17 protein-coding genes are annotated in these 16098 nt (G+C 63.2%); 10 read left to right on the top strand and 7 right to left on the bottom strand.

Annotation, left to right across the window (positions count from 1 at the left end; genetic code table 11):
* Positions 1-54: 54 nt before the first annotated feature.
* Both NKH30_RS11850 and NKH30_RS11845 read left to right on the top strand, forming a co-directional pair.
* Positions 55-561: a heme-degrading domain-containing protein gene (locus tag NKH30_RS11850; protein ID WP_352697149.1), complete on the top strand. Its 507-nt coding sequence runs from the start codon at positions 55-57 to the stop codon at positions 559-561.
* A gap of 175 nt (positions 562-736) precedes the next feature.
* On the top strand, positions 737-2002 hold the full coding sequence (locus tag NKH30_RS11845; RefSeq protein WP_352928434.1) for a glycerate kinase type-2 family protein: 1266 nt from the start codon (positions 737-739) through the stop codon (positions 2000-2002).
* A 1-nt stretch (position 2003) separates the two neighbouring features.
* Here the strand turns inward: NKH30_RS11845 and NKH30_RS11840 are convergent, their stop codons facing one another.
* The 3 genes from NKH30_RS11840 to NKH30_RS11830 form a co-directional block, all read right to left on the bottom strand.
* On the bottom strand, positions 2004-2726 hold the full coding sequence (locus NKH30_RS11840; RefSeq protein ID WP_280952098.1) for a UdgX family uracil-DNA binding protein: 723 nt from the start codon (positions 2724-2726) through the stop codon (positions 2004-2006).
* Positions 2727-2812: 86 nt separating this feature from the next.
* Entirely contained in the window at positions 2813-4234 is a 1422-nt protein-coding gene (locus NKH30_RS11835; protein WP_352928436.1) for a glutamine synthetase family protein, read from the bottom strand.
* A 14-nt stretch (positions 4235-4248) separates the two neighbouring features.
* Positions 4249-5631, bottom strand: coding sequence for an aspartate aminotransferase family protein (locus NKH30_RS11830; protein ID WP_352995536.1), 1383 nt, complete (start codon positions 5629-5631; stop codon positions 4249-4251).
* A gap of 156 nt (positions 5632-5787) precedes the next feature.
* Here NKH30_RS11830 and NKH30_RS11825 point away from each other — a divergent pair, with 156 nt between their 5' ends.
* Complete coding sequence (locus tag NKH30_RS11825) at positions 5788-6243, top strand: hypothetical protein (RefSeq protein WP_352970013.1); 456 nt, start codon at positions 5788-5790, stop codon at positions 6241-6243.
* A gap of 8 nt (positions 6244-6251) precedes the next feature.
* On the opposite strand, the gene NKH30_RS11820 is transcribed toward NKH30_RS11825, so the two are convergent.
* Positions 6252-7226, bottom strand: a complete 975-nt coding sequence (locus NKH30_RS11820; protein WP_352928442.1) for a WD40 repeat domain-containing protein — start codon at positions 7224-7226, stop codon at positions 6252-6254.
* Positions 7227-7370: 144 nt separating this feature from the next.
* A complete protein-coding gene (locus NKH30_RS11815) occupies positions 7371-8423 on the bottom strand; it encodes a CobW family GTP-binding protein (RefSeq protein WP_352995534.1) in 1053 nt (350 codons plus the stop codon).
* A 196-nt stretch (positions 8424-8619) separates the two neighbouring features.
* On the opposite strand from NKH30_RS11815, the gene NKH30_RS11810 reads away from it, so the two are divergent.
* Positions 8620-9342 (top strand): intradiol ring-cleavage dioxygenase, encoded by a 723-nt coding sequence (locus NKH30_RS11810; RefSeq protein WP_352995532.1) that lies wholly within the window; start codon positions 8620-8622, stop codon positions 9340-9342.
* 202 nt (positions 9343-9544) lie between these two features.
* Positions 9545-10027 carry a MarR family winged helix-turn-helix transcriptional regulator gene (locus NKH30_RS11805; protein ID WP_352454736.1) on the top strand — a complete coding sequence of 161 codons (483 nt, stop codon included), beginning with the start codon at positions 9545-9547 and terminating at the stop codon, positions 10025-10027.
* Between the two features lie 2 nt (positions 10028-10029).
* On the opposite strand, the gene NKH30_RS11800 is transcribed toward NKH30_RS11805, so the two are convergent.
* Complete coding sequence (locus NKH30_RS11800; RefSeq protein WP_352995529.1) at positions 10030-10902, bottom strand: AraC family transcriptional regulator; 873 nt, start codon at positions 10900-10902, stop codon at positions 10030-10032.
* A 52-nt stretch (positions 10903-10954) separates the two neighbouring features.
* Between NKH30_RS11800 and NKH30_RS11795 the strand changes: the two genes are divergently transcribed.
* The 5 genes from NKH30_RS11795 (at position 10955) to NKH30_RS11775 (ending at position 15062) form a co-directional block, all read left to right on the top strand.
* Positions 10955-11362 carry a DUF2000 family protein gene (locus tag NKH30_RS11795; RefSeq protein ID WP_254816031.1) on the top strand — a complete coding sequence of 136 codons (408 nt, stop codon included), beginning with the start codon at positions 10955-10957 and terminating at the stop codon, positions 11360-11362.
* Between the two features lie 197 nt (positions 11363-11559).
* Positions 11560-12444, top strand: a complete 885-nt coding sequence (locus NKH30_RS11790) for a DMT family transporter (RefSeq protein WP_352995526.1) — start codon at positions 11560-11562, stop codon at positions 12442-12444.
* Between the two features lie 68 nt (positions 12445-12512).
* A complete protein-coding gene (locus tag NKH30_RS11785; protein WP_352540495.1) occupies positions 12513-13535 on the top strand; it encodes a LacI family DNA-binding transcriptional regulator in 1023 nt (340 codons plus the stop codon).
* Positions 13532-14512, top strand: coding sequence for a 2-hydroxyacid dehydrogenase (locus NKH30_RS11780; RefSeq protein WP_352540374.1), 981 nt, complete (start codon positions 13532-13534; stop codon positions 14510-14512). Before NKH30_RS11785 ends, NKH30_RS11780 begins: the two co-directional genes overlap by 4 nt.
* 154 nt (positions 14513-14666) lie before the next feature.
* The gene (locus NKH30_RS11775) at positions 14667-15062 is read left to right on the top strand and encodes a hypothetical protein (protein ID WP_352469876.1); all 396 of its coding nucleotides are present in this window, start codon (positions 14667-14669) and stop codon (positions 15060-15062) included.
* 14 nt (positions 15063-15076) lie between these two features.
* Here the strand turns inward: NKH30_RS11775 and NKH30_RS11770 are convergent, their stop codons facing one another.
* The gene (locus NKH30_RS11770) at positions 15077-15850 is read right to left on the bottom strand and encodes a gamma-glutamyl-gamma-aminobutyrate hydrolase family protein (RefSeq protein WP_352995524.1); all 774 of its coding nucleotides are present in this window, start codon (positions 15848-15850) and stop codon (positions 15077-15079) included.
* Positions 15851-16098: the final 248 nt, after the last annotated feature.

Below are 16098 nucleotides of genomic sequence, written 5' to 3'. Positions count from 1 at the left end.
GACCGGGCGGCAGCCATCCGCCAAAGCAACAGGCGAGATCGACAGGGGAACGACATGGCCGTTGCGGACGACATCGCTCTGATCAAGAAACAGGAAGCCACGCTTGTCTTTTCGGCCTTCGACGAAGCCGTCGCTTTCGAGATCGGCTCGGCGATCCGCGACCGGGCTCTCAAGGAAAACCTGCCGATCATCGTCGATATCAGAACTTTCGACCGGCCGCTGTTCTATGCGGCAATGCCCGGCTCGAACGCCTCCAATCCGGACTGGGCGCGGCGCAAGATCAACGTCGTGCGGCGGTTCCTGAAAAGCACCTACCGCATTGTGCTGGAGCAGCAGCGCCCCGACCGCAGCTTCAAGCCCGGCGAAGGGCTGGACGTTGCCGACTATGTGCTGGCCGGTGGCGGCTTTCCCATCACTGTCAAGGGCGCTGGCGTCATCGGCGTGATCGCCGTCTCCGGCCTACCGGAGCGCGAGGACCACGGAGTGGTCGTCGATACGCTGTGTAGCTACTTGGGCGTCGATAGCCAGGAGTTGGTCCTGCCGCCGGAAGCAACATCGTGACGTTGGCGCTGCCCCTCATCCGCCTGCCGGCACCTTCTCCCCGCGTAGTGACGGGGAGAAGGGAAACGCTCCAACGCTGGCGATCCCCTCTCCCCGTCTCTATACGGGGAGAGGGTAAGGGTGAGGGGCAGCGCAAACGCCGCAGAAGCTCGCACAGCGTCCGTGGTAGCTCAGTATGACCGCGCTCGATCCCAAGTCCTTTCTCATTTCGATCTTCAACGCCGCCGTTGCCGCCGCCGATCCCCAGAGGACGATCAAGGATCATTTGCCCGCAAGGCCGAAGGGACGGACCATCGTCATCGGTGCAGGAAAAGGCTCGGCGCAGATGGCGGCGGCTTTCGAGAAAGTGTGGGACCGGCCGATCGAAGGGCTGGTCGTCACCCGCTACGGCTATGGCGCGGCCTGCCGGCGCATCGAGATCATCGAGGCGGCGCATCCGGTGCCGGATGCCGCGGGGCTAGAAGCTTCCCGGCGGCTGCTCGAAAAGGTCCAGGGACTGACTGCGGACGACCTCGTCGTGGCGCTCATTTCGGGCGGCGGCTCGGCGCTGCTGCCGTCACCTGCCGAAGGTCTGACGCTGGCCGATGAGATCGCCGTCAACGAGGCGCTGCTCGCCTCCGGCGCGCCGATCGCCGCGATGAACACCATCCGTAAACATGTTTCCACGATCAAGGGCGGCAGGCTGGCGGCCGCTGCCTATCCAGCCAAGGTGGTGTCGCTGGTGGTCTCCGACATTCCGGGCGATAACCCGGCGCTGGTCGCTTCCGGCCCGACCGTTCCCGATTCCGGCAGCCGCGAAGATGCATTAGCGTCGATCGCCGCCTATGACATGAAACTACCGGCTTCAGTGATGGCGCACATCAATTCGCCGGCCGCCGATGCACCGCGCGTCGATGATCCGCGTTTTTCGCGCAACGAGGTACATCTGATCGCCTCGGCCGGCGTATCGCTGGAAGCGGCTGCGGCCGAAGCCAGGTACCAAGGTATCGAAGCGGTCATTCTCTCCGATTCCATCGAGGGCGAGGCACGTGAGGTCGGCGGCGTCCACGCTGCAATCGCGCGCGAAGTGGCGAGGCGCAACCGGCCATTCGCAAAACCGGTGCTGATCCTGTCGGGCGGCGAGACGACCGTGACCTTGCGCGCGGAAGGCAAAGGCGGCCGCAACTCGGAATTCCTGCTCGCCTTCGCCATTGGGATCAGCGGCATGGCGGGCGTCCACGCACTGGCCGCCGACACCGACGGCATAGACGGTTCGGAAGACAATGCCGGCGCCTTCGCCGACGGCTCGACAGTGTCGCGGATGCATAAGGCGGGCATCGATGCCAAGGCCATGCTTGCCGGCAACAACGCCTGGACGGCATTCAATGCCGTAGATGACCTTTTCGCACCCGGTCCGACCGGCACAAACGTCAACGATCTCCGGGCGATATTGATCAAATAGCTCAGGCGGCCATCAGCTTTTTCACCGCTCTCATATCCTGCAGGAACCGGTCGCGTTCTGCCTGCTTGTCCGCCGGCTCACGAATGCGCAGGATGAAGGACGGATGGATGGTGACGAAGACACGCAAGCCATCGTCGCGCTCCACGACGGCCCCACGCATCTTCATGATCGGCACCACCTTGCCAAGCAGCGCCTGCGCCGCCGTTGCGCCGAGCGCCACCGCCAGATTGGGCTTGATCAGATCGATTTCCTTGTCGAGCCACCAGCGGCAAGCCTGCACCTCGCCGGCGTTCGGCTTGGAGTGGATGCGCCGCTTGCCTCGCGGCTCGAACTTGAAATGCTTGACCGCGTTGGTGACGTAGACTTTCAGCCGATCGACGCCGGCATCGTCCAGGATCGCGTCGAACACCTTGCCCGCCGGACCGACGAAGGGCTTGCCCGCCAGGTCCTCCTGGTCGCCCGGCTGTTCGCCGACGAAGATCACCTTGGCTTTATCAGGGCCTTCACCGAACACGGTCTGCGTGGCGTCGTGCCATAGCGGACAGCGGCGGCAGATCTTGGCCGTTTCGCGCAGTTCAGGAATCGTCCTGGCGTCGATTTCTGTCGTTTCCGGAGACTTGCTTGCAGGCAAGCGTCTTGCCTGCACTTTGGCATGGTGCGGCGTCGGGGTTGTCTGCATCCTGGCGATCATGACTAAGGCGGCCTTGCTCGCTCCTGCAATCAGACACGCAATGAGCAAAGCCCGCCGAAGGTTCCGCTGAAATTATTCCGCATGGGCCTTCACCGGCGGATGGCCGACGATGTGATGCCCTACACCTCGTGCAGATAGAGGTGATAATCCAGTTCGCTGACCGTGCGCGCCACGCGCAGATATTCCGACTGCTTGATCGCCACGAACGTCCGGTGCAGGTCTTCGCCCAATGCGCCCTTGAGGAAGGTCGACGCCCTTGCCGCCTCGATCGCGGCACGCCAGTCGACCGGCATCGTCGTGCGCGTGACGGCTGATTCGTAGCCATTGCCGGTGGTTTCGGGACCGGGATCGAGGCCTTCGTCGAGGCCTTTGACGACACCGGCCAGCACCGTTGCCGCCACCAGGTAAGGATTCGCGTCGACGCCCGATGGCCGGTGCTCGATGCGGCGGTTCCTGGCATCGCCGGCCGGCACACGCAGTGCCACCGAACGGTTGTTGACGCCCCAGGTCGGCGCCACCGGCGCATAGGATTGCGAGACGAAGCGCCGCCATGAATTGGCATGCGGCGCGAAGACCAGCATCGATTCCGCCATCGTCTGGATCAGTCCGCCGAGGCCGCGCAGCAGCGGCAGCGACCAGCTTTCGCCGCCGGTTTCGGCAAAGACATTCTTGCCGGCATCGTCCAGCAGCGAGACATGAAAATGCATGCCCGAGCCGGCATATTTCTCGATCGGCTTGGCCATGAAGCAAGCGGTGACACCATGACGGCGCGCCTGCGCCCGCACCAGTCGCTTGAGCATGACGAGATCGTCGGCCGCCCGCATCACATCCTTGCGGTAGTTGAGCGTCAGCTCGTACTGGCCGGGCGCATATTCCGAGATGACCGTCTCGGCCGGGATGCCTTGCACCTTGGCTGCGGCGTAGATGTCGGAAAACAGCGGCTCCATGCCGTGCAGATGGTCGACGGAATAGACCTCCGTCTTGGCCGAGCGGCGTCCGTCAAGCACCGCGTGCGCCGGCTGCACCTTGCCTTCGGCATCGCGCTCGTTGGCGAGCAGGAAGAATTCGAGCTCGAAGGCACCGGCCGGATGCAGGCCCTTGGCCGCGAGGATGTCTACCTGGCGGGCGAGTGCCAGCCGCGGGTCGGACGACATCGGCTGGCCATCGAGATGGTACATCGCCATCAGCACCTGGCCGCGCGGCGGCTGGGTGCCGAACAGCGGCACCAGTGTGCCGGGGATCGGCCACGCCCGCAGGTCGCCGTCGCCCGTCGTCCAGATCAGCCCGGTCTCGTGAACATCCTCGCCGGTGATGTCGAGGCCGAGGATCGAGATCGGCATGTGCCGGCCCCCCTCGAAGATGCTTATCAACTCATGCCGGCGCACGATCTTGCCGCGACCGACGCCATTGGCGTCGGTCAGCACGATGTCAAACGCTTCGATCTCGGGATGAGCGTCGAGAAAGGCCTGCGCCTCGGCGGGCGTCGAGCCCGAAGGGGATGCCGTAACCAGGTTCAAACTTTGCTTGGGCGCTTGTTTCATGCCGCAAGCTTGTCTCACGCCGTAAGCTTTGCCGCAACCGCGCCGAAGGCAGTGATCAGCCGGTTCACCTGGGCGGCGCTGGTCGCAGGAGAGATCAGCATCATGTTGTGGAAGGGTGCGATCAGCACGCCGCGATTGACCAGCGCGACATGGATTGCCGCCTCGAGCTCCGGCACGTGCGCAGCTTCCGCATCGCCGCCGTTCCTCAGCGGGCCCGGCGCGCAGATGAACTCGACACGGGCACCGACGCGAGCAACATGCCAGGGCAGACGATAGCGATCGATGACGGCGGTCAGCCCGGCGTCGAGCCGCCGCGCCAGATGGTCCATATGGCTGTAGTTCTCGTCGGTCATGACGTATTCGAGCGTGGCGCGCATCGCTGCGAATTGCAGCGGATTGGCCGACAGCGTTGTCCCCATGCCGGAGTGGCCGGGCTCTTTCCGGCTGATATAAGCGGCATAGCGGGCCGCAACGTCTTCGCTCATGCCCCAGACGCTCGCCGGTACGCCGCCGGCAATCGGCTTGCCCAGCACGAACAGGTCCGGCTCCAGCCCGTATTTGCTTGTATAGCCGCCGGGACCGGTCGAGATTGTATGCGTCTCGTCGATTAGAAGCAGCGTGCCGGTCGCACGGGTGAGACGCCGCAAGCCATCATGAAAGCCGGCTTCGGGCAGCACCATGCAGGAATTGGTCAGCACCGGCTCGGCGATGACGCAGGCGACATCGTTGCCCCGGAGTGCTGCGTCGAGCGCCGGCAGATCGTTGAACTCGACGACATCAGTCGCCCGCGTCAGGTCGCGGAACTCGCCGGCCAGTCCCGGTCGATTCACCGCTTTCCCGGCGACCAGCCGCACCATCGTCTCGTCGACCGAGCCATGATAGCAGCCGTTGAAGACCAGTATCTTCTCCCGGCCGGTAACGGCGCGGGCAACCCGCAGCGCGAAGCGGTTGGCATCGGTCGCCGTCGTCGCGATCTGCCACGACAGCAAACCGAAGCGCTGCTGCAGCAACGGCCCGATGGCGAGCGCGTTCTCGGCAGGCAGCATGTAGGTCAGGCCGCGTCCGGCCTGCCGGCGGATGGCGCGGGCGACGGGCGGCGGCGAATGACCGAACATCGAACCGGTGTCGCCAAGACAGAAATCGTCGAGCCGGTTGCCGTCGATATCTCTGATGGTGGCGCCCCTGGCACTATCGACGAGGATCGGGAACGGCGTCGGCCAGTCGTTCATCCAATGCATCGGCACGCCACCGAAGAAGCCGGGCAGGCCGTTGCCGATTTTCGCCATCGATTTCGGCCGCGCCCGGCGGAAGGCTTCTGCCTCGGTCTCGCGCAACTCGGCGATCCGGGCCGGGCCGATGCCGCCGATGGAAGTCTTTGAATGGTTCATGACGTTCATGGCGGCCCTCTCAGTCGCACATTAGACAATCGGCGGCCGCTACCGCAATTGGCCGGGCGGCTGCCCTGTGTTGGGTCAGCGTCATTTGCATGAAAACAGGCGCTTGACCGCGAGCCGCCTTCGGGCGCCAATGGTACTTCGGCTGGAGGGGATAAGATGGTGCGGGCGATCGTCTGCGCAACAACGCTGCTGTCGTCGGTTGGTGCGGCTCTGGCGTCCGGCGGCATCTGGTGTTCCGCCGAGGATGCAGCCGTCAAATTTCAGGTCGGTGCCGGGGTCACCAGAGGCATGGGCGGGCCGACCTTCAATTTTAGCGGTGAGCTCGAGATTCTGGGCAGGCCGGCTGCCGACAGTCTGCGCAAGACGGTGTTCGAGGATCAGAACCTCACGCAATATTGGCTCGACAACAAGGAATTGCGGCTGCTCGTCTACCACGAACGGCAGGTCGAAAACGCCTACGGCTATGTCGAACTGGCGATCCTGACCAAGGCCAGCGACGAAGGCGTCTATGACGGTCGCTATTTGCTCTCAATCCATGATGTAACGGCCGATGCCGAAAAGGACGGCAAGCAGGCTGAATTGACCGGCAAAGTATCTTGCGGAGCCGAGTAAGTAACAGGCTACGCCGAAATATCGATGACGCCGCAGTCGCCCGCAGCGCTGCCAAAGGCGACGCGGCGCTCTTCCTTGTCCCACATCATCGAAGTGACGGCGCCCTTGCCCGGCCGGCGCAACAGCACTTCCTTGGCGTCGGCGAAGCGCACCGCCATCACCATCCCGTCATCATAGCCGATAGCAACGACGTCCTGGCTCGGGTGACAGGCGACGGAGGTGACCATCGCATTGCCGCGCGTGCCGAGTTCCAGCGGCGCCTTGCCCATCGGCCCGTCTTTGCCGGAAAACGGCCAGACGATCGCCGCCGGTGCGCCGGAACTCGCCAGCCATTTGCCCTTGGCGCTCCACGACAGGCTTTTCACCTTGCCGGGGTAGCCGGACATGCGCATGTGCTTGCCGTCGGCGAGCTTCCAGCCATGCAGCGCGTTTTCCTGCATGGAGGTGACGACGAAGCCGCCGTCCGGCGAGAAGGTGATGCCGGTGTGGGCGCCGGCCCATTCGAGCTCGACCGGCTTGCCGTCGGCAGCCGGGAAGTGCAGCGTCGCGCCATTGTAGCGGGCAACGCCGAAGCGCATGCCTTTGGGCGAGAAGGCCAGCCCCTCGACCGAGCGCGGATGCAAGAATTCCCTGGTCTTGCCGTCGGCAAAACGCACATAGGCAATCTTGCCCGAAGCATAGGCAACAGCGCCTTGCGGCCCGGCGGCGACGCTGGTTATCCATTTTTTGCCTGCGGTCGCCAATTCCGTTGTATTGCCGCCTGGGGTCACGGCAAAGATCCTGCCGTCCTCACCACCGGTGATCAATCGGTCGTTTGCCGCATCATGGAAGGCGGCGAGCATTCCGTCATTGGCCTGCACCGTCTTGTGGCCATGGTCGAGCCGATGGATTGTGCCGTCGGCCAGCGCAAAATGCGGCACGTCGCCGAGAAACACGGCGGCGAGGCAGTGGCCTTCGAGATCGAGCGGGGCGACTGTCGGCATGAGAGATCATTCCGTTCGAGATTTCTGCTGCCTCACCCTTAAGGGGTTGAGCTGCGGGTCTCAACCCGTGCTTCGGATCGTGGTGAGGAGAGACCGCCAGCGTTTAGGCTGCACTTCTCTCAGAAGGAAGAAAGGGCAGCTAAATCAAGCGGCCTGGCAGGCCTCGAAGCTTGTCTTCAGTCGCTCGGCGTCGAGTTCGCGGCCGATGAACACCAGCCGGCTCTCGTGCTTCTCGTCGTCCTTCCAGGCGCGCTGGTGGTCGCCCTCGATGATCATGTGCACACCCTGGATGACATAGCGCTCGTCATCGCCTTTCAGCGCAATGATCCCTTTCAGCCGCAGGATGTTCGGGCCTTCCATCTGGGTGACCTTCTCGATCCACGGGAAGAACTTTTTCGGGTCCATCTCGCCGCCGCGCAGCGACACCGACTGCACAGTCACGTCATGGATGTCGGAAGGGTGCGCATGATGATGCCCGTCATGATCGTGGTGATCATGGTGATGGTGGTCATGATCATGATCATGATGGTCGGGATCGTCATGCGCCTCGAGGAAGTGCGGATCGTTCTCCAGCGCCCGGGACAGGTCGAACGCACCGCGATCGAGCACCTCGGACAGCGCCACGCTGGCGCGTGTGGTGCGATGGATTCGTGCCGCCGGGTTGATGGCGCGGATCGTCGCCTCCACCTTGCTCAGCTCTTCGGGGGTGACCAGATCGGTCTTGTTGAGTACGACGACATCGGCAAAGGCGATCTGGTCCTCGGCCTCTCGGGAATCCTTCAGACGCAGCGGCAGGTGCTTGGCGTCGACCAGCGCCACCACCGCATCGAGCCTGGTCTTGGAACGCACGTCGTCGTCCATGAAGAAGGTCTGCGCCACCGGCACGGGATCGGCGAGGCCTGTGGTCTCGACGACGATGGCGTCGAAGCGGCCAGGCCTGCGCATCAGGCCTTCGACGACGCGGATCAGGTCGCCGCGCACGGTGCAGCAGACGCAGCCATTGTTCATCTCGTAGATTTCCTCGTCGGATTCCACGATCAGCTCGTTGTCGATGCCGATCTCGCCGAATTCATTGACGATGACGGCGTAGCGCTTGCCATGGTTTTCCGAAAGGATGCGGTTGAGCAGTGTCGTCTTGCCGGCGCCGAGATAGCCGGTGAGGACGGTTACGGGGATCTGCGTCTGTGCGTCGCTCATATTCTGCCTCGAATAGGGATTGTCGGCTCCATATAGGATGTGTGCTCGGCTTTTGCACGAGGCAAACCGGTGGGCCAAAGAGGGCTGGTATTGCCGAACTTTCCTCACATTACCGAACTTTCATTGGCGCCGCCTGACAGCGGGCCCTAGACAGGCGGGGTCATTTACGGAGCTGTTCGCGTTGAAGAGGCGCCAGATGTCCGACAAGTCCTTGCCACTGAGCCGTCGGCAGGCGCTCGGTCTCGTTGCGGTTACCGCTGGCGGCATATTCCTGCCCGCCGGTGCAAGGGCCGGGAAGGTTTCGTCCTATGCCGGGCTTGCTTTGTTTGAAGCCGGTGCTGGTGTCTGCACCATCACGCCCGAGGTCACCGAAGGGCCGTTCTATTTCGACCCGAAGCTCGAACGCGCCGACATCACCGAGGGCAAGAAGGGCATCGCCCTCAATGTGCGGCTGCAAATCGTCGACGCCGCCTGCCGGCCGCTTCCCGGCGCCCGCGTCGATATCTGGCATTGCGATGCCCAGGGCGCCTATTCCGGATATCCCGGACAGGGCGACGGGCAGGATATCGACACGTCCGGCCAGAGCTTTCTCCGCGGCTGGCAGAGAACCGATGAAAGCGGCATCGCTTCTTTCGCCACCATCTATCCCGGCTGGTATCGCGGCCGCACCACACACATCCATTTCAAGATCTTCCCCGACGACCGCTCGGTGATGACCGGCCAGATGTTCTTCCCCGACAGCCTCAGCGAGCAGATATTCGCCACCGTCGCGCCCTATAAAGATCGCCCCGGCAAACGCGATACATCGAACGCGCGGGACGGCATTGCGCGGCAGGCCGGGCCGCTGTCGCAGGCAGCGCTGCGGGAAATGGCGGACGCCTATCAGGCGTTGATGGTGGTCGCGGTGAAACCTGGTTGAGAACACCTCGTCATGTCCCCATCCAGCCATTGCGGAAAGTCGTTTGTCATCTAACTGAAATAAACATCTGGCATTAGCCACGGCGAACACCGCGAAGCTTGCCGGCAAAGCTATTTTCCGAGCCGGAATGTTTCGATCGTCATTGCCAATCGGCGGCCTGCTTCTATGCTGCCCGTTCCGGTTCGGCCGAGGAGGGATGAGCATGGCCAAGGCGGACAAGACTGCAACAATGAGCCGGCTGCATTCGGCGGCGCGGCTGGCGCGCACGGCGCTCGCCGCCCGGCTTCTGGCGCATGGTTTCTATGCCGGTCAGGACCAGATCATGCTGGCGCTCGACCGCGAGGACGGGCAGACGCCCGGCAACCTTGCCGGCCGCCTCGGCGTGCGTCCGCCGACCATCACCAAGACCATCAACCGGCTGCAGGCGCAGGGCTTTCTGGAGAAGCGGGCCTCGTCCGCCGATGCCCGCCAGGCGCATATTTTCCTCACCGACACCGGCCGCGAAATCATCCACGCCATCGAGAAATCGGTGAAGAAGACCGAAAAGCAGGCATTGAAGGGTCTCGACAAGAAGGATCAGAAAGCGCTGTTCAAGCTGCTTGCCCGTGTCGAGGCGAACCTTTCGAACGGCGAAATGGTGCTCCCCGATGACGAACTGGATATCGAGGACAAGATCCTTGAATAAGGTCACGCGTTCGCCGCTGGCGGCCGTCGCGTCAGTGCCGACCAACGTCCCGGTGTGACGCCGAACGCCTTCTTGAAATGCCGATTGAAATGGCTTTGATCACTGAAGCCGGCTGCGATGGCGATTTGCGCCAGCGGCTCGTCGGCTTCGATCATCCGACGGGCCCGCTGAAGCCGGCGCATCACCAGGAACCGGTGCGGGCTGGTGGAGAAGGTGGCGCGGAAATGCCGCGAAAGGGCATAACGGTCCAATCCGGTTATCGCCTCCAATTCGTCTGAACGTACAATCCGCGCGACATTTTCCTCCAGATAGTCGCGCGCCAGGCTGGCGGCGCGCCACGCCGTTTTCGCTACCGGTTTCGTCCGCTGACCGGCGTGCCGGGCCAAGCTTTGCATAAGCTGCGTCATGAAATCGACGACAAACAGCTCGTCCAGTTCCTGATTCAACGGCCCGAGCGCGGAAAGCAGCGTCGCCCGGAGATCGCGGTCTGTCACCACGGCATTCCCGACGAATGGCAGTGATCCGCCGCCGAGACAATCGAGCATCAGGGACGGCTCCAAATAGAGCATTCTGTATCGCAAGCCGTCTTCGGTGCCGGCACCGCCATCGTGCAGTTCGTCGGGATGAAGGATAATGATCTGGCCAGGCAGGCTCTGATGCGTTTGGCCGCGATAGCGGAAGCGCTGCACGCCATAAAGCGTCACCCCGATCGCATAGGTGTCGTGGCGATGGAGATCGAAGGCATTGCCGTGGAACCGGGCCTCGATGCGTTCCATCCCGGCAGCACCGGGTGCCGGTACGATGCAGTTCTCGGCTGCATCCACGCACAAACGTCCAAGACCCTGAAAGGCTTCCCGGTCCAGATCGTGCGCCATCGCTTCACTCGCAGCCTCGGATTGGCCCCCTTTTCGGATTGGAAACTGTCGCATGTTCGATACGAAATTTGCAATCGTGCTCAAGGATGATCTTCCCGTCTGGCAAAAGCTCAATGTCACCGCCTTTCTGACCAGCGGCATCGTCGCGCAATTTCCCGACATTATCGGCGACCCCTACCGTGATCGCGCCGGCAATATCTACAACCCGCTGTCGATCCAGCCGGTCATCGTGCTTTCGGCGGACGGCCAGACGCTCGGCGCGATCCAGCGGCGGGCGCTGGAGCGTGGTGTGACGGTTTCGCTCTATGTCGAGGAAATGTTTTCGACCGGGTATGATCTGGCCAACCGCGCCGTCTTTGCCGAATTTGCGCCGGAGGATGCCAAGGTGGTCGGCATCGCGCTTCGCGCCGAAAAGAAGCTCGTCGACAAGATCACCAAGGGCGCCCGCATGCACGCCTGAGTCGTCGGCCACTAGGTCGGCCACTGGGAAACAAACTGAGCCTGTCGGCGGCTGTCGTTGTGCCAGCCTGTTTTGGCTTGCCCGCAGGCGACAATTGCCGCATTGGTGAGGGACCGCCTTGCTTCCCATCCGGCCTGAAATTGAATGCTCCCCCAAGACATGACGAAAGCGCGACATCGCCAGCGGCGATCCTGTGCATGCTTTCCGTCTATGTGTTTTTCACCTTCCTCGACACCAGCAGCAAGTACCTTGTGCTGGCCGGTGTCTCGGCGCTGATCGTCGCCTGGGCCCGCTTCGCGGTCCATGTGCTGATCGTCGGCGTCTTTCTGCGCGGATGGCGCGAGCCGCTGCGCTTTCGTCCCGCCAACCTGCCGGCGCACATCACGCGCGGTCTGCTCCTGTTCGGATCGACGATGTTCAACATTCTGGCGCTGCGGACGCTGCAACTGGCGGAAACCACCTCGATCTACTTCTTCGGCCCGATGGTGATCACCGCGCTTGCCGGTCCGTTGCTCGGCGAATGGGCTGGCTGGCGGCGCTGGCTGGCCATCATGAGCGGCTTTGTCGGCGTCCTCATCATCACCCGGCCGGGCGTCGGCGTTTTTGGCGTCGGCCATCTCTTTGCGCTCGGCTCGATGCTATCGAACAGTTTCTACGTCATCATGACGCGCCGCATGTCGGCTACGGAAACCTCGGAAAGCCTGATCCTGTTTTCGGCGCTGGCGCCGGCCGTGCTGCTGCTGCCGACACTGCCGTTTTCGCCTTCGCTGCCGCAGGATGGCTGGCACTGGTTCATATTGCTGATGCTTGGCGTCTTCGGCGCCATCGGTCATTGGCTTCTTGTGCAGGCCTATCGCCTTGCCACCACCACGGCCCTGGCTCCCTATCCCTATTCGCAGATGATCTGGATGATCATCTCCGGCCTGATCGTCTTCAACCAGTTTCCCGATCGCTGGACGCTGGTCGGTGCCACAGTCATCGTCGCCAGCGGCCTCTACATCGTTCACCGCGAGCACCGGCTCCGCTTGCGCAACCGCGCAACGCTGGGCGCGGAGGCGGAAGCGCTGGCAAAAAAACTTTGATTTGCTCGGAATCGATGGCATAAGAGCCGGCCTTTAAACAGTTTAAATTGCTTCGGGAGCGCAGGGCGCTGGCACAGAAGATCAAGCTTTCGACCATCGCGGATGCGCTCGGCGTGTCCACGGCCACGGTCTCGCTGGCCTTGCGCGACAGCCCGCTGGTCGCCGGCGGCACCCGCGATCGCATCAAGGAACATGCACGCGCCATCGGCTATATCTACAACCGCCGCGCCGCCAGCCTGCGCACCTCGCGCTCGGGCATAGTCGGCGTCGTCGTCCACGACATCATGAACCCGTTCTTTGCCGAGATATTGCGTTCGATAGAGAGCGAGCTCGACCGCAGCCGGCAAACCTTCATCCTGTCGAACCACTACGACCAGCTCGAGAAACAACGCACTTTCATAGACACGCTTCTGCAGCTTGGCGCTGACGGGGTCATCATGTCGCCGGCCATCGGCACGCCGCCCGAAGACATAATCTTGGCCGAGGAGAACGGTCTCCCGGCAGTGCTGATTGCACGCACCGTCGAAGGTGCCGACGTGCCGGTGTTTCGCGGCGACGACGCCTATGGCACCGGGCTTGCCACCAACCATCTGATCTCGCTTGGCCACAAGCGCATCGCCATGATCGGCGGTACCGACCAGACGTCGACCGGCCGCGACCGCTATCAGGGATATGTCAACGCCATGGAGGCGGCAGGGCTTGAGGTCAGGCCGTCCTGGCGCATCCCCGGCCCGCGCACCAAGCAGGCCGGCTTCGAGGCGGCCGGGCAGTTCCTGGCGCTGAAGGACAGGCCGACCGCGGCCTGCTGCTGGAACGACCTCGTCGCCATCGGCCTGATGAATGGCATTGCCCGCGCCGGGCTGGTGCCGGGCATCGACATCTCGGTTACCGGCTACGACGACCTCGAGGAAGCGGCGATCGCCACGCCGGCGCTGACTACCGTGTGGAACGGCCAGCGCGAGGTTGGCCGCCGCGCCGCCAGCGCGCTGCTCGACAAACTCAACGGACAGACGGTGCGGCCGTCGCAGGAACTGATCAAGCCGGAACTGCATGTGCGCCAGTCGACCGGCAAACCGGTGGAACGTGCATGACAAAAACCGAACAGCAAGCTGTTACCATTCTGGTGCCGGGCCAGTTCAACGACCATGCGGTCGGCCGCATCGACGGGGCGTTCAGCCGCGTCCGGATCGAACGCGCCGATCCGTCGCTGGTCACCGACGAGATGCGTCATACGGTGCGCGGCATAGCCGCCTTTGGCGGCATAAGCGCCGCGTTGATGGACGCGCTGCCAAAGCTCGAGATTATCGCCAATTTCGGCGTCGGCTATGATTCGGTCGACATCCGCCACGCCGCACGGCGCGGCATCATGGTCACCAACACACCGGATGTGCTGACCGAAGAGGTCGCCGATACGGCGCTCGGCCTGTTGATCAATGCCGTCCGCGAACTGCCGCGCGCCGAGGCCTGGCTGCGCGACGGAAGCTGGCTGAGCAACGGCAACTATCCGCTGAGCCGGCTGACTTTGCGCGGTCGCCATGTCGGCATCTTCGGCATGGGCCGCATCGGCCTCGCCATTGCCCGGCGGCTCGATGCTTTCGGACTGCCCATCGCCTATCACAACCGGCGCCGCGTCGAAGGCCTGTCCTATGACTATCACCCGACGCTGAAAGGTCTCGCCGAGGCGGTCGACACGCTGATCTCGGTGGCGCCCGGCGGGGCCTCGACGGAAAAGGCCGTCAATGCCGAAATTCTCTCGGCTCTTGGGCCGAACGGCGTCTTCGTCAATATCGGCCGGGGCAGCACGGTCGACGAACCAGCCCTTGCCGCCGCACTTGCCAGCGGCAGCATCGCCGCTGCCGGGCTAGACGTCTTTGCCGACGAGCCGAATGTGCCAGCGGCGTTGCTTGCCGCGCCCAACACCTCGCTTTTGCCGCATGTCGGCTCGGCGTCCGAGCATACGCGCCGCGCCATGGCCGACCTTTGCGTCGACAATCTGGTCTCGTGGTTTTCGCAGCGCAAGGCGCTGACGCCGGTGCCGGAGACGGCAAATGTCAAGGCAAGGCCGTAAGCGGGCTGCCATATCTATTAACTTCAGCTTAACCCTTCGGAATCATTCTGGTCCCCTCGCAGTGTATGTCCGCCTGACAGGACATGACAGCAAGATGAAGCGCGCCTCCCTGATCTCTTCGAACCGGCGCGCTTGAAATGCGCGGAGAACCAGGATGAAGACGCTTCCTGCATTGATGGCAGTCGCTGTGCTGTTCGGCAGCGCCCAGCTGTTTTACGCCGGTAGCGGTGAAAGCCGTGCGGCCAGTGAGTCACCGCTTTCATCCGGCAACTACAGGCTGGTAGCCCATGGCAACGAGGGGTCTTGTGCGGTCAGCCGCGGCGCCGAGATTTCGCAAGGCCTGTCGCTGTTGACGGTCGCAGCAAATTGCCGCCGGGTGTTGCCCGGCGTCGAGCAGGCGAAGTTCTGGCGAGAGCAGGATGACGGCACGGTCACCTTCAGCGCCAACGGCACCGATCCGATCGTCATGTTCTCAGTCGCCGACGGCGATGGTTACGAATCCTACGCGCCGGCGCTGCCGCTGCTGACGCTGGCGTCAGCCGGCAACTAGCGAGCGCGGCAGGACTATTCCGCGGCTGCGCGCACACCCGATTTCGCCGCCTGATGCACGCGCACCGCATCGCCGAATGCGCGAAATATCTTTACCGAGATACTGTCCGATTTGACCCAGTATTCGGGATGCCACTGGACGCCGACAGCGAAAGCCCGTGCATCGCGCACCGAAACCGCCTCGACAGTGCCGTCGGCGGCGACCGCTTCGACCTGCAGCTTTGGGCCAAGCCGGTCGATGGCCTGGCGATGCACCGAATTGACCATGATATCGCCGGCGCCGAAGACCCCGGCCAGGCAGCTGCCGGGTTTTATCGCCACGCTCTGGCGGATGGCGAAGCGTTCGTCCTGATTGTCGCTTGCCGGCGCACGATGATCGAGCGAACCGGCGCGTTCCTGGATTTCGGTGGCCAACGTGCCACCCAGCGCCACATTCATCTCCTGGATGCCGCGGCAGATGGCGAGCAATGGCACCCCGCGCTCCACCGCCCGGCGGATCAGCGGCAACGTCGTCGCGTCGCGGGCGGAGTCGTAAGGACCATTGGCTTCGCTGGCGTCACCGCCATAGAGCGAGGGATGAACGTTCGATTTGGAGCCGGTGACCATGACGCCGTCGACGGCGGAAAGCAGTTCGTCGAAGTCGAGCCGGTCGCCGAAGGACGGTACCAGCAGCGGGAACACGCCTGCACCCGAAAGCGCCGCTTCGAGATATTGCTGTGGCGCGGCATGCCAGGTGTAATTGTCGAACTGGCGGACATCGGTCGATACGGCGACGAGCGGCTGGTGCATTTGGTCCGGATCCCATCGGGTGCAACGAATTATCTGCCTGCAAAATAGGCGATCCGAAGGCGCATTTCCATGGCAAGTTTCGGCGTGTCGCGTAGGCCAGTTAATCGACCTTAGACTATAGTTGCAAGATCTGCCCCAACGCCGTGAATTTCCCCGAAATGCGCCACTCAAACCGGGCTGCCGTGCTGGACTCGACTCCTTGCCTGTGTATTGTCGGCTCGAAGCCGATCCGGGCGCCGAAGTGTCCC

Source organism: Mesorhizobium sp. M1273 (assembly GCF_040318195.1).
In the GTDB taxonomy this organism is placed as follows: Bacteria; Pseudomonadota; Alphaproteobacteria; order Rhizobiales; family Rhizobiaceae; genus Mesorhizobium.
This window is presented reverse-complemented; position numbering and strand designations above follow the sequence as displayed.